This window comes from Dietzia sp. HMSC21D01 (genome assembly GCF_001815995.1).
GTDB classification, from domain to species: Bacteria; Actinomycetota; Actinomycetes; order Mycobacteriales; family Mycobacteriaceae; genus Dietzia; species Dietzia cinnamea.
In genome coordinates, this window is sequence record NZ_KV823914.1 from 1 (window position 1) to 20,353 (window position 20,353).

The following is a 20,353-nucleotide window of genomic DNA, read 5'->3' on the forward strand; positions in this document are numbered from 1 at the left end:
CCTCGGCCCGGGGGTCGTCGTATCCGCGCGCCGCCCGGACGACCCCGGGCGGCAGCTCCGCCGCCGACACGTCGGGCACGGGCACGGCGCGCAGGTCCACGACCGGCAGGTCACCGTCGGTGCGGATCGCGTCGCCACCGCCGTTGCGGGAGTGGTAACCGGCCGAGAAGTTCTCCAGCACCCGCACCCCCGCCTCGGGCACGTGGTAGCGGATCGAGTCGACGATGTAATCCCGCTCGACGTCGATGTCCGCGTCGATCTTGTGGGTGACCTGGAGCGTGAACAGCGACAGGCCCACCGCGCGGTCGTACGTGCCGGCGCCCAGCCACTGCACCCGGTGACCGCCCGGCAGGAGCCAGCCGTCGGGGCAGCGCCAGAACCGGACGTGGTGCCGCCGGGACGCGTTGCCCTCGACCTCCTGCTGGTAGGCCAGGCAATGCCGCCGGCCGAAGAGCGTGAGGGGACTCACCGGCGCGGACGGGTACGACCGCCGCAGCACCGACGAGACGACGATGCCCCACGAGGACCTGACGGTGACGTCGTCGGCCAGCACCCAGCCGCAGGCCGTCATCGCCTCGTGGATCTGCCGCGCCGTGCCGTCCACCGCGAGGTTCACCGGATCCCCCAGCAGGCCGTCGGAGGTACGGGTGCGCGCGATGAAGTAGCCGGGCACGTACACCGACGTGAGGAGGGTCTGCAGCCGCGGCAACACCAGGTAGGCGACCAGCGCCCAGAACGGGACGAGCAGAAACAAGTGCCACCACGCGTGGCGCCACACGTCGTCCAGGAGCCGCCAGCCCAACCACGCCGCCGCGACCGTGGCCAGGGCGAAGAACACGGTGTCCACCACGGTTCCCGGCAGCGGCGGCCGCACCGTGTCGTCGCGGACCTTCGTCGGTGGACTGACGTAGACGGGCGGCCCGGCGGGGACCTGCTCGTCCCGGGACGCGGCCGGGGAGGTGGTCGGGGTCGCGGGCGGGGCGGCGGGGGCGGCGTCGCCGCCGGCAGCCGACGCCGTGCGCTCGCTGGTGGACATGGCTCGACGATAGCGTCCGGTACGACCCGCCGGACCGCGGATCGCTGCGAGAATATCGCCGTGCCCACGCCCGATCCGACGCCCGCGAGCAGCCTGCCCGCACACGAGGACCACCTGCGTGCGCTGGGCCTGCCGCTCATGATCGCCCCCTCGACCCGACGCCGCGAGGTCCTGTCCCGGTCCGCCGGCGTCAGCGCCGCGCTCGCCGTCGCCGGAACCGGCCTCGCGGCCGCCGACCGGTCGAACGACTACACGACCGCCCTCCTCGAGCGTGTCGGCCCGGACTCGGATCCCGAGCTGCTCGCCGCCCCCGAGCCGATCGTCCAGCTGCTCCTGCTCGCGATCGCGCTCGTGGCGATCGCCCCGCTCGTGGGGTGGCTGGTGTCGAAGACGGCCCGACGCGCCGGCCCGGCGACCGGCTCCGCCCTCGGACTGGTGTCGCTGATCGCCCTCGTCGTCGTCCCCCACGTCGCCTTCGACCCGCACGACGGCCCCTCCCACCGCACCACCCTCCTCGCCGCGGCCGCGGTGCTCGTCGGGACCTACACCGGGCTCGGGTCGCTCGTGCGCTGGTCGGCGCGCCGCGTGCGCCGGGAACTGACGACGACGGGGCCGATGGTCGCGCGCGTGCTGCCGATCCTCATGCTGGCGGTCCTGTTCCTGTTCTTCAGCGTGGAGATCTGGCAGGTCATGGTGGAACTGTCCTGGCCGCGCACCGTCGCCGTGCTGGGCGTCGTCGTGGCCCTCACCGTCCTGCTGGTCGGCATCTCGACGCGCGACGACATCCTCCACGAGCTCCGGGACCGCGGACCCGAGCACCCGCTGCGCCGCGGCGAGCGGATCAACCTCGTGTTGGTGCCGGTCGTGGCGACCCTCATCCAGGCGGCGCTGTTCGCCACGCTCGTGTTCTTCTTCCTCACGCTCGGCTGGATCGCGGTGCCCGACATCACGGAGACCCGGTGGACGCTGCGCCCCCTGAACGACACGGGCGGCCTGCTGTTCGGACTCCCTGTGAGTGTGACCCTGGTGCGGGTGTCGCTGATGCTGGCGGTGTTCTCCGCGCTCAACCTGGCCGCCGCGGCGGCCTCCGACGCCGCGCACAAGGCGCGGTTCGTGCGTCCGATGCTCGACGAGGTGGTCCGTGGCCTCGCCGCGCGGGAGGCCTACCTGAGGGCACGACGACGAGGAGGACGCTGAGCCCGGACGCCCTGACGGGCCGTCAGGGCGTTCGGAGGTCCCGGGCCCGCAGCCGGGCCGTCACGATCACGGCGGCGATCACGACCGCCGCGGCCAGGGCCAACGCGTCGGCCCCCATGACCACGTGCAGCAGGGCCCCCGCCACGCCGCCCAGCACGAGCGCCGACCACAGCGCCACCTGCTGGCGGTACGGCGCCCACGAGCCGCCGGCCAGCGCGTCGACCAGGCGGTGGGCGGACTTGACCACCGCACCCGTCATGTAGGTCACGCCCAGCGAGACCTCGCCGCCGGAGTGGAACACCGAGTTCATGGCGCCCATCGCCGTGGCCGCGACCGCCACCGACAGCGGCACCGCGAGGACCTCGACGGTGGTGAGCCGCTGCGCCACGAGAGCCGCCACCAGCAGCGCCGCGACGAGGGTGAGGACGGCCGGCCGGTCGTCGAGGTTGCGGCGGCGCGTGACGACCGCGCCGGCCACCGCGCCGGTGAAGAACGACACCAGCACGACGGCCGCGATGCCGGCGGCGCCGAGGTCGCCGTCCGCGAGCGAGACGACCATGCGCGTGGAGTTGCCGCTCATGAACGACACGAAGTAGCCGCCCACCACGAGGAACCCGACCGCGTCGACGAACCCGGCCGTGCCGGCGAGCACCACGGCGAGCACCCGTTCGCGTCTCCGCAGATCACGCATGCGCCCGCCTACCCCCGGCCCGGCCGTCGACGGCGACCGTCAGACGGGGTCGACGCCGAACAGCGCCGGCAGCGTCCCCTCGTGTGCCTCGCGCAGCTCGTCGATCGTCAGCGTGAACTGGCCCTGCACCTCGAACGTGCTCGGGTCCGGGTCGGTCACGCCGATTCGGGCATGCGGGATGTTCTGCGCGGTGAGCATCTGCTGGAAGCGGATCTCCTCGCCGCGCGGCACCGAGACGATGACGCGGCCCGAGGACTCGGAGAACAGCCACACGAACGGGTCCGCGCCCTCCGGCAGCACGATGCGCATGCCGCACTCCCCCGCCAGCGCCGACTCGACCAGCGCCTGGGCGAGGCCTCCCTCGGACAGGTCGTGGGCACCGGTGATCAGCCCGTCCTTGGAGCAGGTCGCCATGATGCGGGCGAGCGTGGACTCCCACGTCAGGTCCACGGTCGGGGGCGTCCCGCCGAGGTGGTCGTGGGCGACCTGGGCCCAGATGGAACCGTCGAACTCGTCGCGGGTCACGCCCAGCAGGTAGATGCTCTCGCCGGGGGTGTCGCCGAACGCGGTGGGCGTGCGGCGCGCGACGTCGTCGATCACGCCGAGCACCCCCACGACGGGCGTCGGCAGGATCGGCGTGGTCCCGGTCTGGTTGTAGAAGGACACGTTGCCGCCGGTGACGGGGATCCCCAGCTCGGCGCACCCGTCGGCGAGCCCGTGGACGGCCTCGCGGAACTGCCACATCACACCCGGGTCCTCGGGCGAGCCGAAGTTGAGGCAGTTGGTCACCGCGACCGGGGTCGCGCCGGTGACGGCGACGTTGCGGTAGGCCTCCGCCAGCGCGAGCCGGGCGCCCGTGTACGGGTCGAGCCGGGTGTAGCGGCCCGAGGCGTCGGTCGACAGGGCGATGCCGCGGCCGGACTCCTCGTCGATGCGAAGGACGCCGCCGTCGGCGTACTCCGCGAGGATCGTGTTGCCGCGCACGTAGCGGTCGTACTGCTCGGTGATGAACTTGCGCGAACACAGGGCGGGGCTGGAGATCATGTCCAGCAGGGTCTGCCGCAGCTCGTCACCGGTGGCCGGGCGGGCGAGGCCGGCGGTGGTGTCGGCCTGCAGGGCGTCCTGGTCGGCCGGGCGCTCGACGGGGCGCTCGTAGACCGGTCCCTCGTCGGCCAGCGACTCCGGCGGGGCGTCCACGACGATCTCGCCGCGGAACTCGATGGTGAGGCGGTCACCGTCCGTGACCTCGCCGATGTCGGCGGCCAGCACGTCCCAGCGGCGGCACACCTCCATGAACGCGTCGACGTTCTCCGGGGCCACCACGGCGCACATGCGCTCCTGCGACTCGGACGACAGGATCTCCGCGGCGCTCATGCCCTCGGCGCGCAGCGGGACGTTGTCCAGCACGATGTGCATGCCTCCGTCACCGGCCGCGGCCAGCTCAGAGGTCGCACACGCCAGGCCGGCGCCGCCGAGGTCCTGGATGCCCACGACGAGCTTCTCGCGGTACAGCTCGAGGCAGCACTCGATGAGCACCTTCTCCATGAACGGGTCACCCACCTGGACGCTGGGCAGCTTGCGCGGCTTCACGGGCGCGCCGTCCTCGCCCACGTCGAAGGTCTCCGACGCCAGGACCGACACGCCGCCGATCCCGTCTAGACCCGTGCGGGCGCCGAACAGGATGATGCGGTTGCCCGTGCCCGACGCGAACGCCAGGTGCAGGTCCTCCACCCGCATGACGCCCGCACACAGGGCGTTGACGAGCGGGTTGCCGGCGTAGGACTCGTCGAACACCGTCTCGCCACCGATGTTGGGCAGGCCCAGGCAGTTGCCGTAGCCACCGACGCCGGCCACGACGCCGGGCAGCACCCGGTGCGTGTCGTCGGCGTCCGCGGGCCCGAAGCGCAGCTGGTCCATCACGGCCACCGGCCGCGCGCCCATCGCCATGATGTCGCGGACGATCCCGCCGACGCCGGTCGCGGCGCCCTGGTAGGGCTCGATGTACGAGGGGTGGTTGTGCGACTCCACCTTGAAGGTCACGGCCCAGCCGTCGCCGATGTCGACGACGCCGGCGTTCTCGCCGATGCCGGCGAGCATGGTGGACCTCATCTCGTCGGTGGTGGTCTCACCGAAGTACTTCAGGTGCACCTTGGAGGACTTGTAGGAGCAGTGCTCCGACCACATGACCGAGTACATGGCCAACTCGGCGTCCGTGGGGCGGCGCCCCAGGATCTCGCGGATGCGGGCGTACTCGTCCTCCTTGAGTCCGAGTTCGGCCCACGGCTGGGCGAGCTCGGGGGTGGAAGAGGCGTGCGAGATGGAGTCCACGTGAGAGGTCACGGGGCCGAGTCTAGTCGGAGCCCACCGGCGGGCGAATCCGCTCCCGTGCCCCGTGACCGGCGCGGCATCCGACTAGGTGGACAGGACCTCGAACGTCAGGCCGCCGCGCTGCACCCGCTCGAGGAGCGCGTCGCCCATCGCCTGGGCGGTGGTGAGCTGACCGGAGAGCGTGGGCAGGTCGTCGAACGCCAGGCACAGCGCCGACTCGGCCAGCATCATGGACGTTTCCGTGTAACCCGGGTCCCCGCCCGAGACGCGGGTGACGACTCGCCGCCCACCGGACAGGGCGACGAAGGTGACGTCGAATGACGAGCGGGCCCGGCGGGACTCACTCGGTCCGGCGCCGCGGTCGATCCTCTTGAGGATCTGCGATCGGATCGGGCCGACCTGCGACCCCGCCGCGAGCGCGCCCACCCCGACGATCCCGGCGACGGCGGTGACGGGCGAGCCGACCGAGGCGTAGTGCGAGTAGGTAAAGTCGGGGCCGTAACTGTCCAGCGCGGCGGCCGAGCGCAGGATGACCTGCGGGTCGATGGTCGGCAGCGGCACGAGCCAACGGCCCAGCGCGCTGTCGTGGTGCGGCTTACCCGTGACCGACTTGATCCGCCGGCCGGCAACGCGCCCCTCCTTCTGCCGCCGCCGCGCGGCCGTCTTCGCCGCCTCTCGCAGTCGGGCGAACTGGCCGATCGCCGAGTGGAACGTCCCGCCCGAGAACCGGGCGTCCGCGTGGACCGCCCCGTAGACGACCGCGGGCACGCCCTCGGGCACGTGCTTCATGGTGTAGAACACGCCCATGTCGTGGGGGACCGAGTCGAAGCCGCAGGCGTGGACGATCCGGGCCCCGGAGGCGACGGCCGCGTCGTTGTGCTCGAGGTACATGCGGTCGACGAACTCGGGCTCGCCGGTCAGGTCCACGTAGTCGGTGCCTACCTCGGCGCAGGCTGCCACGAGGGGCTCGCCGTGCTCGAGGTAGGGGCCGACGGTGGTGATGACGACGCGGGCCGACAGCGCCATCTCGACCAGCGACCGCGCATCCTCGGTGTCCGCGACCACGACGCCCGGGGCGGGGACGTCGGGCATCTCGGTCGCCAGTCGCGCGACAACAGCGTCGAGCTTCGTCCGGTTACGGCCGGCGACCGCCCACGAGCCACCCACCGGCATGTTCCGCATCAGGTACTCGGCCACCAGGCCCCCGGTGAAGCCGGTCGCACCGTAGAGCACGATGTCAAAGGGGCGATCGGCCTTGTCGGACGAGGACGCGGGCTGGTTCCTGGATTCGCTCATTCCACGGTTGTACCGCATACAAGCCCTTCGTGACCGGGCCCCGATCTCGCCCGCGTGTCTGCCGTGGGACGCCGCCGAGCGCGGCGGCCGCGCACGTAGTCGGCCCCTCGCTGCGAAGATCGCGCTGTCATCCCTCGCGGCGACACCTTCAAATGGTCGTGACCACGCAGGCGATGGTCGTAACCATGTCGGCGACACCCCCGGATTCGCACGATGGCTACGACCACAATCGAGATCCCGCTCGCCGCGGATCCGCCGCACCGGTGCCAACGCACCCGCGCGCGGGTCGACGTCACTCGGCGTGGGAGAGAAGACTTTTCCCAGAGTTCTTCCTACCGACCGCCCGCACACCAGGCGGACGAAGTGCGAACACTGCGCTCACCAGCACGTTTAGTACCACAGTGATGTGCACCACTGCCTTATCGAATCCTGAGCACAACCTCGGTCAGCTGTGCACAATCATCACGCACGCGTGACCACCCGGGTCGCCGGCACCCCGCCCCACTCCCCCGGGGCGCCTACATCAAGGAGTCCCCATGGACCTCACCGGTTCGATCCTCAGAGAAACCCTTCCCCTCTCGGCCGAGATCACGAGCGGGTCGACGGGCACGGGCTCGTCTTTCATCGACACCCTCGTGGGTGCGCCGTTCACGCTCCTGAACATGGTGGCGCTTTTCGTCGGCGGTCTCGGCGGAGACATCGGCAGCTCCGGTAGCGCCGATCTCGGCACCGTCATCGGCGAGATCGCCAAGGGCATGCTGCCGGCCTGAGCGAGCATCAGCAGCGGCCAGCCCGAATGGTCGTCAACACCGAAGGGCCCGCCGGGAGAGATCCCAGCGGGCCCTTCGCATTGACTGCGGAGCGGCGTCGACCGCGGTCAGCAGCGCCTGCCTAGACCTTGACGACCGCGTCCAGCGCGGACAGGAACAGACCGAGGCCGTCGTCGGACGGGCCGGTGAGCGGGTCGATCGCGTGCTCGGGGTGCGGCATGAGGCCCACGACGCGCCCGTTCTCCGACGTGATGCCGGCGATGTGGTTGGTGGAGCCGTTGGGGGCGTCGCTGGCGAAGCGGAACACGACGCGCCCCTCGCCCTCCAGCTCCTCGATCGTGTCGGCCGTCGCCATGTAGCGCCCCTCGCCGGACTTGAGCGGGATGAGGATCTCCGCGCCCTTCTCGAAACGCGACGTCCAGGCGGTGTCGGTGTTCTCGACGCGCAGCCACTCGTCGCGGCAGATGAAGTGCATGTCGCGGTTGCGGCCCATGGCGCCGGGCAGGAGGCCGGCCTCGCAGAGGATCTGGAAGCCGTTGCAGATGCCCAGCACGGGCATCCCACCGCGGGCCGCGGTGATGACCTCACCCATGACGGGGGCCATGGAGGCGATGGCTCCGCAGCGCAGGTAGTCGCCGTAGGAGAAGCCGCCGGGCACGATCACCGCGTCGACGCCCTTGAGGTCGGCGTCGTCGTGCCACAGCGAGACGGCCTCGCCGCCGGCGCGGGTGACGGCGCGGGACGCGTCGATGTCGTCGAGTGTGCCGGGGAAGGTGATGACGCCGATCCGCGCGCTCACGAGGCGACCCCCGCGGTGTCGACGCGGACGACCTTCCAGTCCTCGATCACCGTGTTGGCCAGCAGTGACGAGGCGATCTCCTCGAGCTCGGCGTCGGTGACGGAGTCGGAGACCTCGAGCTCGAACCGCTTGCCCTGCCGGACGTCGGTGACGCCGTCGTGGCCGAGACGGCCGAGGGCGCGGTGGATGGCCTGACCCTGCGGATCGAGGATCTCGGCCTTGGGCATGACTTCGACGACGACTCGGGCCACGTGGGAACTCCTCGTTCGGGGCGGTTTCGCGGGGCGGGCCCGGACCTGCCGGGACTCACCTGTCGATCCTACCCGCAGCCGTCGCCGCGGCCGAAGCTCAGGCGGCGCCCACCAGCGCGGCGGGTGACCACTCGTAGCGCGCGACCCGCGCTCCGTACTCGCCCGTGACGAGGTCCACGGCGTCGAGCAGCGCGGCCCGCGGTGCTGTGCGGGAGAGCTGCTTGGCGGAGACGTTGAGCCTGACGAGCCCGTCGGCGGCGGTGCGGCCGGCGGCGGCGACGAGCGCCCGGCACCACCAGGCGTCGGCGACGAACCCCTCCCCGATCGACAGGGCGCGGCCGCGCTCGGTGGTGCCGCGGACGACGTCGTGGATCCCGGTGAGGGCGGCACACATCCGGAGCCCGACGTCGGGCAGGGCCCTGAGGCAGCCCGGAGAGGCGTTCCACCGCGGCGGCGCGAAGACCCGGGTCCGCAACCCCATATCGGCCATCAGCCGGTCGGCGGCGGTGAGACGCACGGTCGCCTCGGCGGGGCCGATGGACGCGAATTCCGGTCGTCGGGGCTTGGTCGCCGCGTCGTCGTAGCCGCCCAGCACGATCGCGTCACCCTGCCTGCGGCGGTGCCGCAGCCATTCCTGGGTGCCGTGGTCGGCGGCGAGCTCGTACTCGCGACCCCGTCGCGGGGCGACGAGGAGGGAGACGGGAACGGACCTGCGCTCGAGCTCACCGACGAGGTCGACGGCGTGGTCGAGGCTGGTGTCGCGCAGACCCGAGAGGGAGACGATGAGGCGCGGGGTCATGGCCGCATGCTGGCAGACCGGGGTGACATGACGACGACGACGAGGTGTACGTCTCATGGCCGGGCCCCGACGGGCCTGCTCAGGCCGTCAGATCGGGAGTGCCTCCTCGAGCGCCTCCACCAGTTCGGGGGCCCCGGGCTCGACCTTGGGCCGGAACCGGCCGACGACTTCACCCTCGGGAGAGATCAGGAACTTCTCGAAGTTCCACTGCACGTCGCCTGCCTCGCCGTCCGCGTCGGCGACCTTGGTCAGTTCGGCGTACAGCGGGTGCCGGTCCGGGCCGTTGACGTCGATCTTGGCGGCGAGCGGGAAGGTGATGCCGTACTTGCGTGCGGTGAACTCCTTGATGGCGGCCTCGTCTCCCGGCTCCTGGTTCATGAACTGATCGCACGGGAACCCGATGACGAACAATCCGCGATCGCGGTAGTCGTCGGCCAACTCCTGCAGCCCCTCGTACTGCGGGGTGAGGCCGCACTCGCTTGCGACGTTGACCACCAGGACCGCGTGGCCCGCGTAGTCGGCCATACTGGCCTGCTCTCCGTCGATGGTGGTGAACGAGATGTCGTGGACGCTGCCGTTGCTCATGTGACCCAGCCTACTCGGATACCGCTATTGACAATTCGTTGGGTTTTCCCAACACTCAGGTACATGAGTCCAGTGCGTCGGGGAGAAAAGCTCCCGATCTTCAACCGGATCGCCGTCCTGCGCGCCGAGCACCGCCTGAGCAGGGCGGCGTTGGCGGAGCGGATCGAGGTCAACCCCCAGACGGTGGGGGCGCTCGAACGCGGCGACCACTACCCCAGCCTGGATCTGGCCTTCCGGATCTGCGCGGTGTTCGACCTCCCGGTCGAGGCCGTGTTCTCCCGCGAGGAGTTCCGCCCGATGTCCGCAGAGATCTACCGCCGCGACCGAGAGGACTCGTGATGACCACGCGCACTCACGACAACCCGACCCCCGACAGCCCGACCTCCGACACTCGTACCACCGCGGAGCGGCGGTACGAGAAGAACCTGGAGCGCACCGAGATGAGCCTGCCGACCTGGCGGACGGCAGCTCGTCGCCGTCTCCTCGTCCGTCTCAACTGGGCGAGCCTGAGCATCATGGCCGCGATCGCGGTGGCCGGCTACTTCTGGTTCCCGATCATCCTGGCCTGGCTACCCATGACCGTGGTGATCTGCACCGTCTGGACCATGCTCCGGGTGACGATCGACTCCAAGGACACCGCACCCGCCCGCTACCTCGACGAGTTCGAGACCGCCACCCTGCTCCAGGCCCGGTCCCGGGCGCTCAACCTGGTGACGAGCGGAACTGTTCGTGATCTCGCTCGTCCTGATCTTCGGCTCGAGCCTGCAGCTCGGGGAGGGCCACCGTCTGGCCTACATGATGGGCGGGCTCGGCATCATCCTGTTCCTCGCCGGTGCGGTCATCCCCGCCGCCGCGATGGCCAACACCATGGAGCCCGCCGACGACCCGGCATGAGCCCGGGCGCGCCCACACCACCCCGCGGGCGAGCGCCCCACAACCCCGCCGTGGAGCGCCCCACAACCCCGGAATCCGCTACTCCCGCTCGGAATCCGCTACCCGTGTGGGAGTAGCGGATCCGAAGCGGGAGTAGCGGATCCTGGTGGCGGGTGGTCCTATCCGGCGCCGGCGGTGCGGATCGTCCACGCGTACTCGAACGCCGTCTGGCGCCACCGCTCGTAGCGACCCGACACGCCGCCGTGCCCGGCGCTCATCTCGCAGCGCAGCAGCACCGGCCGGTCGGCGGAGTTGGCCGACGGCGCCACGGCCCGCAGCTTGGCCACCCACTTGGCCGGCTCCACGTACAGCACGCGGGTGTCGTTGAGCGAGGTCACCGCGAGGATGGCCGGGTACTCCTCGGCCGCGATGTTCTCGTACGGGGCGTAGGAGGCCATGTAGTCGTAGACCTCCTCCGAGTGCAGCGGGTCGCCCCACTCGTCCCACTCGATCACCGTCAGCGGCAACTCCGGCATGAGGATCGAGGTGAGCGGGTCGACGAACGGCACCACGGCCTGGATCCCCGCGAACAGGTCGGGGGCGAGGTTGGCGACCGCCCCCATGAGCAGGCCGCCCGCGCTGCCGCCCTCGGCGACCAGCCGGTCCGGCGCGGTGAGTCCCGAGTCGACGAGGTGCCGCGCGCAGTCGACGAAGTCGGTGAAGGTGTTGCGCTTGGCCAGCTTCTTGCCGTTCTCGTACCAGAGCCGGCCCATCTCGCCGCCACCGCGCACGTGCGCCACGGCATAGGCCATCCCCCGGTCGAGCAGCGACAGCCTGGCCACCGAGAACGCGGGATCGATGCTCGACTCATACGAACCATAGCCGTACAGCAGGGTCGGTACCTGCTCGTCGGCGTCGACGCGGGCGGCGGTGTCGGTCGACATCACGAGTGAGATCGGCACGCGCGTGCCGTCCCCGGCGGTCGCCCATTCCCGACGCTGCACGTAACCGCTCGGGTCGTAGCCGCCGAGCACCTCCTGCTCACGCAGCAGCGTGCGTTCGCCGGTCGTCAGGTCGAGCGAGTAGACCCGCCCCGGTGTGACGAACGAGCCGTAACCGAACCGCAGGACCGGCGAGTTCCACTCCGGGTTCGATCCGGGACCGGAGGTGAACAGCTCCTCGTCGAACTCGACGGGCTCGAAGCGCGAGTACCCACCGGTCCCCGCCGTGGAATCCGGGTCGATCGGCATGAGCGCGAAGCGCGGCAGCGCCCCCTCGCGGTAGCCCAGCACCAGCACCCGGGCGAAGGCGTCCACGCCCTCGACGCGGACGTCGTCGCGGTGCTCGACGAGCGTGCGCAGGTCCCGCAGCGAGCCCTCGATCGGGCCCGCGGGCGCCTCGGCCACCACGTAGTTCGGCGCGCCGTCGTTATGCGTGACGAGGAACCGGTCCTCCCCGCCGATCACCGCGTGCTCGACGTCGTACTCCACGCCCTCCTCGCGCGGCCGGACGCACCAGAACTCACCCGCGGGATCGCTCGAGTCCAGACACCACACCTCGGTGGTGATCTTGGAACCCGCCGCTATCTGCAGGTACTTCTCGCTGCGGGTCTCGCCCACCCCGATCCAGTAGGACTCGTCGGGCTCGTGGAACACCTCGTCGTCGTCGTCCCTCGTCGTCCCGAGGCGGTGACGCCAGACGGTGTCCGGTCGCCACGCGTCGTCGACGGTCACGTAGAACACGTACCGGCCGTCGCGAGACCAGGTCACGCCCGCCGCGATGCCGGAGATCTCCTCGTCCGGCGCGGTGACCTCGGCGTCCAGCGAGCGGAAGCGCAGCGTGTAGCGCTCGTCGCCCTCGGTATCGGTGGCCCACGCCAGCATCGTCCCGTCGTGACTGACCGAGAAGGCGCCGAGCGCGAAGTACTCGTGCCCCTCGGCCTCGGCGTTTCCGTCCATGAGCAGTTGCTCGCCGGGCAGTTCCTCGTCCGGGGAGACCTCCGGCGGCGCCCACCCGGCCGGGTCCGCGGGGTCGTCGACGTACTGCTGCGGAACCGGCACGCGACAGTGCTTCGCGTACGAGCGGCCCTCCTCCGTGCGCGAGAAGTACCACCAGCCGCCGGAGCGCACGGGGACCGACATGTCGGTTTCCTTCACGCGCGAGCGGATCTCCTCATAGACCTCGTCCTCCAGCGGCTTGAAGTCGGCGGTCATGGCGTCGGTGTAGGCGTTCTCCGCCTCCAGGTACTCGCGCGTCGCCGGGGCATCCTTGTCGCGCAGCCACTCGTAGTCGTCGACGAAGACGCGACCGTGGTGCTCGCGCCGGTGCGGGCGACGCTCGGCCACGGGCGGCGCGGGCGGGGTCGTCGGAGTCGCGGGCGAGGTCGACTCGGTCGCGGAACTCCGCGAGGTGGCGTCGAAGGCGCTCACGCGTCGTCACCGCCGATCCAGTCCGCGAACGACAGACCGGAGATCCGCTCATACGCCTCGATGTACCGCTCGCGCGTGGCGGCCACCACCGCGTCGGGGAGCACCGGCGGAGGGGTGTCGGCATCCTTGTTCCAGCCCGCCTCCGGCCCGGTCAGCCAGTTGCGCACGAACTGCTTGTCGAAGCTCGGCTGCACGCGGCCCGGCGAGTAATCGTCGGCCGGCCAGTACCGGGACGAGTCCGGCGTGAGCACCTCGTCGGCGAGGATCAGCTCCCCGTCGGCCAGCCCGAACTCGAACTTCGTGTCCGCCAGCAGCACGCCACGGTCGGCTGCGATCTCCGCGGCCCGCGAGTAGATGTCGAGGGTCTCCGACCGCAGCCGCTCGGCGAGCTCGTCGCCGACGATGCGGGTGAGCTGGTCGAACGAGATGTTTTCGTCGTGGTCCCCCACCGCCGCCTTGGTGGCCGGGGTGAAGATCGGTTCCGGCAGCTTGCTGGCCTCCACCAAGCCGTCGGGCAGCTCGATGCCGCACACCGTGCCCGATTCGCGGTACTCGGTGATGCCCGACCCGGTCAGGTAACCGCGGGCGACACACTCCGCCTGGACCATATCGAGCCGACGCACCACCATCGCGCGCCCCAGCACCTCGGCCGGGATGCGCTCGTCGTCGAGTGGTCCCGCCAGGTGGTTGGGCACGTCGAGCGCGTCGAAGAAGAACGCGCTCATCGCGGTGAGCACCCGGCCCTTGTCGGGGATGGGAGTCCCGAGCACGTGGTCGTACGCCGAGATCCTGTCGGTGGCCACCATGAGCAGCGTCTCGTCGTCGATCTCGTACATCTCGCGGACCTTCCCGGAGACGAGGTGGCGGTAGGAGGACAGATCGGGTCGCATGACGGCCAGCGTAGCCGGACGACGATCACCGACGAGGCGGTGCGTCGAGCCGGCCGGCCCCGCGCGGAGACTCAGCCCAGCCGGGCGTCGAGCCACTCCCCCAGAGCCGCGTACGCCTCGTCCGCGCAGAGGTCGTTGAACAGTTCGTGCAGCCCGCCCTCGATCTCCCGGTAGGTGATCTCCGGGCGCGGATCGTGATCCGTGCCTGCAACCTGCGCGAACCGGCGGGACCCCGTCGGGGAGGTGATGGTGTCGGCGGAACCGTGGAGGATGAGCGTGGGCAACCGCAGGGACCGGGAACGCTCGATCAGCCTGGCGCCGCCAGCCAACATCGTCCCCGCGGTCAGCGCCGGCACCCCGGATTGGTGCACCAGCGGGTCCGAGCAGTAGTCCTCCACGTACTCGGGCACCCGCGAGATGTCGTTCGCATCCAGTTTCTCGACCGGAAGGAACGGCAGCAGGCGCGCGACCACGGGAGCGACCGCCTTGAGCGCCGCTGGCGTGCCCTCACCCACGGCGAGCGCCGGCGAGGACAGGATGAGCCCTTTGAGGTCCCAGGGTCTCCTGAGCGCGGATTCACCGGCCACCTGCCCGCCCATGGAATGCCCCATGAGCAGTCTCGGGAGGGCGTCGGCTCCGGCCCCCTCCTCCGACCGGGACCACTCAGCCACCGCGTCACGCACCGCCAGGTTGTCCTCGATGTGGGTTTCCATCGCGACTTTGAATCGCGGCCCCGGGGCGCTGCCGTGACCACGCAGGTCGTAGGTCGCGACCGTGATCCCGCGATCGGTGAGGAACCGGATGGTTCGCGCGTAGCGACCGGAGTGTTCGCCGAAGCCGTGGACCAGCACCATCAGAGCCCTCGGCTCGTCGGCGTGGTGCAGCTTCGCCTGTAGTCCAGAGGTGCCGGGGACGGGGATCACGGTCTCGTACATGGTGATGAGACTAGTGCCCGCCCGCGCCGACCAGGGGCCGATCGCCGGGCGGTCCTCAGATGCCGAGCTGACGCAGGATGAGGCTGTCCACGCCCAGTGACATCAGCGAGAAGGCGATAGGTACCTGGAACTGCTCCATGAACGCCGCCGGGTCGATCCCGACCGCCGAACTCGCGGTGGCGAGTCCTGACTGGATCGCACCGGAGGACCGGGTGTTCCAGGGAGGCGAGCAAGGGCGGGGTCGAGGCGCCATCTCCAGGAGCGGCTGCCCGGAGGCCAACACTCCCGCCCCCGACGATGGCGTCTGGCCCCCGCGCCGGGGCAGGCGAGGCGCCATCCCCGGGAGCGGCTGCGCGGTCCCCGGGGCGGCGCGTCAGCCCCTAACCGCGAGGCGGACGCGACCCGCTCGGGTTCTACAGAATCGAGCCCGGCGCGTAGCCGGCGGCCTCTGGGTGACGGGCGACGAGCGCCTCGACGCGGGCGACCACGGCATCGACCTGGTCGCCGGCCGCACCGATGAACGCCGCGCGGTCCGCCAGCGCCTCCTCCAGCGCCGGACGGCCCAAAGGCAGCCGCTCGTCCGCGGCGAGCCGCTCGATGAGGTCGGGCTCGCGACCCTTCTCCCGCATGGCCAGGGCCACGGCGACGGCGTTCTCCTTGATCGCCTCATGGGCGAGCTCGCGACCGACGCCCGCGCGCACCGCGGCCATGAGCACCTTGGTGGTGGCGAGGAACGGCAGGTAGCGCTGCAGCTCCTTGTCGATCACGGCGGGGTAGGCGCCGAACTCGTCGAGCACAGTCAGGAAGGTCTCGAACATCCCGTCCAGCGCGAAGAACGCGTCGGGCAGTGCGACGCGTCGGACGACCGAGCAGAACACGTCCCCCTCGTTCCACTGCGCGCCCGCGAGCTCGGCGGCCATGGACCCGTAACCGCGCAGGACGACCTGGAGGCCGTTGACCCGTTCACACGAGCGGGTGTTCATCTTGTGCGGCATCGCCGAGGAGCCGACCTGCCCGGGCTGGAACCCCTCGGTGACGAGCTCGTGACCGGCCATGAGTCGGATGGTCTGCGCGAGCGAGGACGGGCCCGCCCCGAGCTGGACGAGCGCGGAGACGACCTCGTGGTCCAGCGACCGCGGGTAGACCTGCCCGACCGAGTCGAAGGTGCGGGCGAAGCCCAGGTGCTCGGCGATCCGCCCCTCGAGCTCGGCCATCTTGGCGGCGTCACCGCCGAGGAGGTCGAGCATGTCCTGGGCGGTGCCCATGGGGCCCTTGATGCCGCGCAGCGGATACCGCTCGAGGAGCGACTCGACCCGCTCGAGGGCGACCAGCAGCTCGTCGGCGGCGGAGGCGAAGCGCTTACCGAGGGTGGTCGCCTGCGCGGCGACGTTGTGGCTGCGTCCCGCCATGACCGTGTCGCGGTGGGCCACGGCGTGCTCGGCCAGGCGACGGGCCGCGGCGACGCCCCGGTCGCGCACCAGCTCGAGCGAGCGCACCACCTGCAACTGCTCGACGTTCTCGGTGAGGTCACGGCTCGTCATGCCCTTGTGGATGTGCTCGTGCCCGGCGAGGTCGTTGAACTCCTCGATGCGTGCTTTGACGTCGTGCCGGGTGACCCGCTCGCGCTCGGCGATCGACGCGAGATCGACGCGGTCGACCACCGCCTCGTAGGCCTCGATCACGCCGTCGGGGACGTCGATCCCCAGGTCCCGCTGCGCGCGGAGTACCGCGATCCACAGCTGGCGCTCGAGCACGATCTTGTGCTCGGCGGACCACAGCGTGGCCAGGTCAACGCTCGCGTAGCGCGAGGCGAGGACATTGGAGATCCGGGGCTTTGCGGCCCGGGCGGGCGAGGCGTTCTGGGCGGTCACGCCCCCAGTATCGCAGCCCGTTCAGGAGATGACCGAGCCGCCGGTGGACCCGGCGAGGATCTCGCGGGCATTGAGGTAGACCTGCTCGACCGTCAGCGGCGCCTGCAGCAGCAGCCACGGCCGGGTGATGAAGACGCTGACGGTGATGATCTCGGCTGAGCCCATGCGCCGACGGTAGCCGCCCGGCGTCACCGGCGGGGACGCCGCGTCCACGGGGCCCACGGCGCACACGGACGGGCGCCTACGGGGCCAGTTCCGCCTCGAGCCGGTCCATGGCCTCGGCGATCTCGTCGGTCGCCCCCGCGAAGCTCAACCGCACCGTGTGCCGGCCGTCGACGGTGTCGAAGTCGACGCCCGGCGTGAGCGCGACCCCGGTGCGGTCGAGGATCCGCGCGCACCACGCCACCGAGTCGTCGGTCCAGCGGGAGACGTCGAAGTAGGCATAGAACGCGCCGTCGGGTGGGGCGACCTCCTTCACCCCCAGATCGACGAGCCGACGCAGCACGAGGTCCCGGTTGCGGGCGTAGCGCTCGACGTGGAGGTCGAGCTCGGCGGTCGAGTCGTCGGTGAAGGCGGCGACGGCCGCGAACTGCGCGTCGGCGGGTGGGCAGATCGTCAGGTTGCCCACGAGCCGGTCGACGGGGTCCCGCAGGTACTCCGGCAGCAGCATCCACCCGATCCGCCAGCCGGTCATGGAGAAGTACTTGGACACCGAGCCCATGACCACCGCCTCGCGGCTGGCCCGCCAGGCGCTCGCGCACTCCCGGCCGTAGGTGACGCCGTGGTAGATCTCGTCGCTGATGAGTAGCGTGCCGTTCGACTCGCACCACCGGGCAAGCGCGGCGAGCTCGTCCGCGTCGATGATCGTGCCGGTGGGGTTGGCGGGGCTGGCGACGGTGAGCCCGGCGGGGGCGCGCCCGAGCTCCGCCGTGGCCGCCTCGAGTTGCGCGACGGTGGGCTGATACCGCGTGTCCGCCCCGCACGCGATCTCGTGGACGTGGCACCCCAGCGCCTGGAGGGTGTTGCGGTAGGCGGGGTAGCCGGGGCGCGCCATGACCACGATGTCGCCGGGGTCGAAAGCGGCGAGGAAGAGGGCGGTGAAGCCGCCGGAGGAACCGGTGGTGACGACGACGTCGTCGGCGCGCACGTCGAGCCCGTCCCGTCGCCGGTGATACGCGGCGATCGCCTCGCGGAGGGGCCGGATGCCCACGGCCTCGGTATAACCGAGGATCTCGGTGTCCAGGGCCCGGTGGGCCGCGGCCAGTACCGGCGCCGGGGCCGGGGTCGAGGGCTGCCCGGCGCATAGGGAGATCACGTCCCCGTGGGTCTCCTGGCGCCTGGCCGCGGCCGCGAGGACGGTCATCACGTGGAACGGCTCGACAGCCGAGCGGCGGGAGGGTTCGCGTGGGACGGACATGCCCCGACGCTAGCGCCCCGATCGGCGGTGTCCACCACGGGCCGGTCGGTGGGATGCCGGGGGCGCGCCGGCGGACCAGCGGCGGACCCGTCGCAGGTCGACGGGTCCGACCCGGGTTCCGCGCACTGTTCGAGGCCGCGGGATCCGTCAAGGTCGCGGGCACGTCGTCGGTGACGGCGGGCTTCCCCCGGATCGTGATGAGGCGCGAACTCGGGGGAGACCGCGCTCGCGGTCTCCCGCGCCCCGTCCGTCAGACGGTCAACCCGAACACCCATACCAACAACGTCATGGTGACCAGCGTGATGAGCAGGATCCCGATGAGGTTGAGCCACAGACCGCCCCGGATCATCTGACCGATCGTCACGTAGCCGGAGCCGTAGGCGATCGCGTTGGGCGGCGTCGCCACGGGGAGCATGAACGCGCACGTCGCGGCCAGCGCCACCGGCACCGCGAGCAGCATCGGGTCGAGCCCGAGGCCCAGGGCGACGCCGCCGGCGACCGGCAGGAACGTCGCGGCGGTGGCGGTGTTGCTGGTCAGCTCGGTGAGGAAGATGATCCCCGTGGTGGCCACCACCACCAGCAGGATGACCGGCAGGGCGCCCAGCGCACCGGCCTGCTCGCCGATCCAGTCGGTGAGACCCGAGCCGGAGAACTGCGAGGACAGCGCCAGTCCGCCGCCGAACAGCAGGAGCACGCCCCAGGGCAGTGCCAGCGCGGCGTCCCAGGTGAGCAGTCGCACGCCGCGCTGAGACCCGGCGGGCAGCAGGAACAGCAGCAGGCCGGCCGCGAGCGCGATGCCCGCGTCCGAGATCGGCGGCTCCTCGAACACCAGCGGGACCGCCACCCACGCCACCGCGGCCGCCGCGAACACGACCAAGACGCGCTTCTCGCCGGACGACGTCGGGCCGAGTCTGCGCAGCTCGTCGTCGAACAGCTTGCGCCCACCGGGGATCCGCTCTATCTCCGGCCTGAACAGGACCTTGGTGAGCAGCAGCCAGGTGATCACCAGCATGACCACCGCGAGCGGCAGCCCGACCAGCATCCACTGGCCGAAGCCCAGCTGGATGTCGTGCTCGGCGCTGAGATATCCGGCGAGCAGGGTGTTCGGCGGGGTCCCGATGATCGTCGCCAGTGAGCCGACGGACGCCGCGTAGGCGATGCCGAGCATGAGGGCCGTGCCGAAGTTCGACTTGATCACCGCCTCCTTCACCGCATCGGAGGTCGGATCCGCCTGCGGGTCCATCTCGGGCATCGCGGTCTTCCCGTCGCCGTCGCCGCCGCTGAGTTCGGAGGCCAGCATCAGCACGGACACACCGATCGGCAGCATCATCACGGCCGTCGCGGTGTTCGACACCCACATGCTCAGGAACCCGGTCGCGATCATGAACCCGGCGATCACGCTCGTGGACCGGGTGCCCATCGCGCGCACGGTGAGCAGGGCGATCCGCCGGTGCAGGTTCCACCGCTGCATGGCGATCGCGATGAGGAACCCGCCCATGAACAGGAAGATGATGTTATTGCCGTACTGGGCGCCGACGTCGTCGACCGAGATGTCCTCCCCGAGCACCGGGAACGCGATGAGCGGCACCAGCGCGGTGGCGGGGATGGGGATGCACTCGGTCATCCACCAGATGCCCAGCAGCACGGCCACCGCCGCGGTGAGGCGCGCGTTGTGCTCGAGATCCCCCGGCATGACCAGGTAGACGAGCGCGGCGACCGCCAGCCCCGCGATCGTGCCCACGACGCTCCGGATGAACTCCGCGCGCGGCACGGCCTCGTCGAGCTCGCCAGGTGACTTCTGATCGACCTCGACCCCGCGATGGGGGTCCGGCTCCAGCCCACGCAGGTGCGGCGCCATGAGGAGTCGGCGATCCTCGGCACCGTCCTCCGTCGGGCGGACCGTGTCGTCGCCCCTCCGATCGTCGTCCCCGGTGACCATGTCGCCTCCCTCTCTTCCGTTACCGACCGTCGTCGGTTCAGTTTCCGGCACTCACGATCCGAGCGGTACCGATCCGAGCGCGCCGGACCCGAGCGACAGCGAGCCGTCCGGGGCCACCTCGAGCCCGAACACCGCGAGCTCCTGCGCCACACCGCCGGCGGGTCCGATCGAGACCACCAGCTCGTGGCGGCCGGCGGCCAGCGGGCGGGGCGGGCGCAGGGTCAGGGTGCGGTCGAGCGCTCCCCCG

At 71.1% G+C, this 20,353-nt stretch carries 20 protein-coding genes and 1 pseudogene; 4 read left to right on the forward strand and 17 right to left on the reverse strand.

From position 1 onward, the window contains the following. Nucleotides 1–1,036 (reverse strand): LssY C-terminal domain-containing protein (locus HMPREF3086_RS08775; RefSeq protein WP_246830943.1); only part of this gene is annotated, 1,036 nt, incomplete at its 3' end. Nucleotides 1,037–1,096: 60 nt separating this feature from the next. Here HMPREF3086_RS08775 and HMPREF3086_RS08780 point away from each other — a divergent pair. After that, nucleotides 1,097–2,233 carry a hypothetical protein gene (locus HMPREF3086_RS08780; RefSeq protein WP_061229024.1) on the forward strand — a complete coding sequence of 379 codons (1,137 nt, stop codon included), beginning with the start codon at nt 1,097–1,099 and terminating at the stop codon, nt 2,231–2,233. A gap of 22 nt (nt 2,234–2,255) precedes the next feature. Here HMPREF3086_RS08780 and HMPREF3086_RS08785 read toward each other — a convergent pair whose 3' ends face one another. The 3 genes from HMPREF3086_RS08785 to HMPREF3086_RS08795 all read right to left on the reverse strand — a co-directional run bounded on the left by HMPREF3086_RS08785 (nt 2,256) and on the right by HMPREF3086_RS08795 (nt 6,548). Continuing rightward, a complete protein-coding gene (locus HMPREF3086_RS08785; RefSeq protein WP_061229000.1) occupies nt 2,256–2,924 on the reverse strand; it encodes a YoaK family protein in 669 nt (222 codons plus the stop codon). Between the two features lie 39 nt (nt 2,925–2,963). Then, on the reverse strand, nt 2,964–5,264 hold the full coding sequence (purL, locus tag HMPREF3086_RS08790) for a phosphoribosylformylglycinamidine synthase subunit PurL (RefSeq protein WP_061916072.1): 2,301 nt from the start codon (nt 5,262–5,264) through the stop codon (nt 2,964–2,966). Nucleotides 5,265–5,336: 72 nt separating this feature from the next. Continuing rightward, nucleotides 5,337–6,548, reverse strand: a complete 1,212-nt coding sequence (locus tag HMPREF3086_RS08795) for a saccharopine dehydrogenase family protein (RefSeq protein ID WP_070721397.1) — start codon at nt 6,546–6,548, stop codon at nt 5,337–5,339. A 536-nt stretch (nt 6,549–7,084) separates the two neighbouring features. Between HMPREF3086_RS08795 and HMPREF3086_RS08800 the strand changes: the two genes are divergently transcribed. Next, nucleotides 7,085–7,318, forward strand: a complete 234-nt coding sequence (locus HMPREF3086_RS08800; protein WP_061916067.1) for a hypothetical protein — start codon at nt 7,085–7,087, stop codon at nt 7,316–7,318. 121 nt (nt 7,319–7,439) lie between these two features. Here HMPREF3086_RS08800 and purQ read toward each other — a convergent pair whose 3' ends face one another. The 4 genes from purQ to HMPREF3086_RS08820 all read right to left on the reverse strand — a co-directional run bounded on the left by purQ (nt 7,440) and on the right by HMPREF3086_RS08820 (nt 9,752). Beyond that, the gene (gene purQ / locus HMPREF3086_RS08805; RefSeq protein ID WP_061916064.1) at nt 7,440–8,117 is read right to left on the reverse strand and encodes a phosphoribosylformylglycinamidine synthase subunit PurQ; all 678 of its coding nucleotides are present in this window, start codon (nt 8,115–8,117) and stop codon (nt 7,440–7,442) included. Then, nucleotides 8,114–8,368 (reverse strand): phosphoribosylformylglycinamidine synthase subunit PurS, encoded by a 255-nt coding sequence (purS, locus tag HMPREF3086_RS08810; RefSeq protein ID WP_007631242.1) that lies wholly within the window; start codon nt 8,366–8,368, stop codon nt 8,114–8,116. The genes purQ and purS overlap by 4 nt, the downstream gene beginning before the upstream one ends. A 97-nt stretch (nt 8,369–8,465) precedes the next feature. Then, a complete protein-coding gene (locus tag HMPREF3086_RS08815; RefSeq protein WP_070721399.1) occupies nt 8,466–9,167 on the reverse strand; it encodes a DUF2334 domain-containing protein in 702 nt (233 codons plus the stop codon). 87 nt (nt 9,168–9,254) lie between these two features. Then, nucleotides 9,255–9,752 carry a glutathione peroxidase gene (locus tag HMPREF3086_RS08820; protein ID WP_070721401.1) on the reverse strand — a complete coding sequence of 166 codons (498 nt, stop codon included), beginning with the start codon at nt 9,750–9,752 and terminating at the stop codon, nt 9,255–9,257. Between the two features lie 63 nt (nt 9,753–9,815). Between HMPREF3086_RS08820 and HMPREF3086_RS08825 the strand changes: the two genes are divergently transcribed. Further along, nucleotides 9,816–10,091 (forward strand): helix-turn-helix transcriptional regulator, encoded by a 276-nt coding sequence (locus HMPREF3086_RS08825; protein WP_070721402.1) that lies wholly within the window; start codon nt 9,816–9,818, stop codon nt 10,089–10,091. Between the two features lie 390 nt (nt 10,092–10,481). After that, complete coding sequence (locus HMPREF3086_RS19595; RefSeq protein ID WP_239550190.1) at nt 10,482–10,646, forward strand: hypothetical protein; 165 nt, start codon at nt 10,482–10,484, stop codon at nt 10,644–10,646. 158 nt (nt 10,647–10,804) lie between these two features. Here HMPREF3086_RS19595 and HMPREF3086_RS08830 read toward each other — a convergent pair whose 3' ends face one another. The 9 genes and pseudogenes from HMPREF3086_RS08830 to HMPREF3086_RS08870 form a co-directional block, all read right to left on the reverse strand. After that, nucleotides 10,805–13,054: a S9 family peptidase gene (locus HMPREF3086_RS08830; protein ID WP_181365942.1), complete on the reverse strand. Its 2,250-nt coding sequence runs from the start codon at nt 13,052–13,054 to the stop codon at nt 10,805–10,807. Further along, on the reverse strand, nt 13,051–13,944 hold the full coding sequence (locus HMPREF3086_RS08835) for a phosphoribosylaminoimidazolesuccinocarboxamide synthase (protein WP_070721403.1): 894 nt from the start codon (nt 13,942–13,944) through the stop codon (nt 13,051–13,053). The genes HMPREF3086_RS08830 and HMPREF3086_RS08835 overlap by 4 nt, the downstream gene beginning before the upstream one ends. Before the next feature lie 71 nt (nt 13,945–14,015). Continuing rightward, on the reverse strand, nt 14,016–14,879 hold the full coding sequence (locus tag HMPREF3086_RS08840; protein WP_070721405.1) for an alpha/beta hydrolase: 864 nt from the start codon (nt 14,877–14,879) through the stop codon (nt 14,016–14,018). Nucleotides 14,880–14,934: 55 nt separating this feature from the next. Further along, nucleotides 14,935–15,132, reverse strand: coding sequence for a hypothetical protein (locus HMPREF3086_RS08845; RefSeq protein ID WP_141764037.1), 198 nt, complete (start codon nt 15,130–15,132; stop codon nt 14,935–14,937). A 160-nt stretch (nt 15,133–15,292) separates the two neighbouring features. Beyond that, complete coding sequence (purB, locus tag HMPREF3086_RS08850; RefSeq protein ID WP_070721407.1) at nt 15,293–16,750, reverse strand: adenylosuccinate lyase; 1,458 nt, start codon at nt 16,748–16,750, stop codon at nt 15,293–15,295. Between the two features lie 21 nt (nt 16,751–16,771). After that, a complete protein-coding gene (locus tag HMPREF3086_RS18945; RefSeq protein ID WP_156482571.1) occupies nt 16,772–16,915 on the reverse strand; it encodes a hypothetical protein in 144 nt (47 codons plus the stop codon). Nucleotides 16,916–16,991: 76 nt separating this feature from the next. Beyond that, complete coding sequence (locus HMPREF3086_RS08860) at nt 16,992–18,167, reverse strand: aminotransferase class I/II-fold pyridoxal phosphate-dependent enzyme (protein ID WP_061229013.1); 1,176 nt, start codon at nt 18,165–18,167, stop codon at nt 16,992–16,994. 250 nt (nt 18,168–18,417) lie between these two features. Then, on the reverse strand, nt 18,418–20,025 hold the full coding sequence (locus tag HMPREF3086_RS08865; protein ID WP_061229027.1) for an SLC13 family permease: 1,608 nt from the start codon (nt 20,023–20,025) through the stop codon (nt 18,418–18,420). 132 nt (nt 20,026–20,157) lie between these two features. After that, nucleotides 20,158–20,353: pseudogene (locus HMPREF3086_RS08870) on the reverse strand (endo-1,5-alpha-L-arabinanase); the annotation flags it as partial.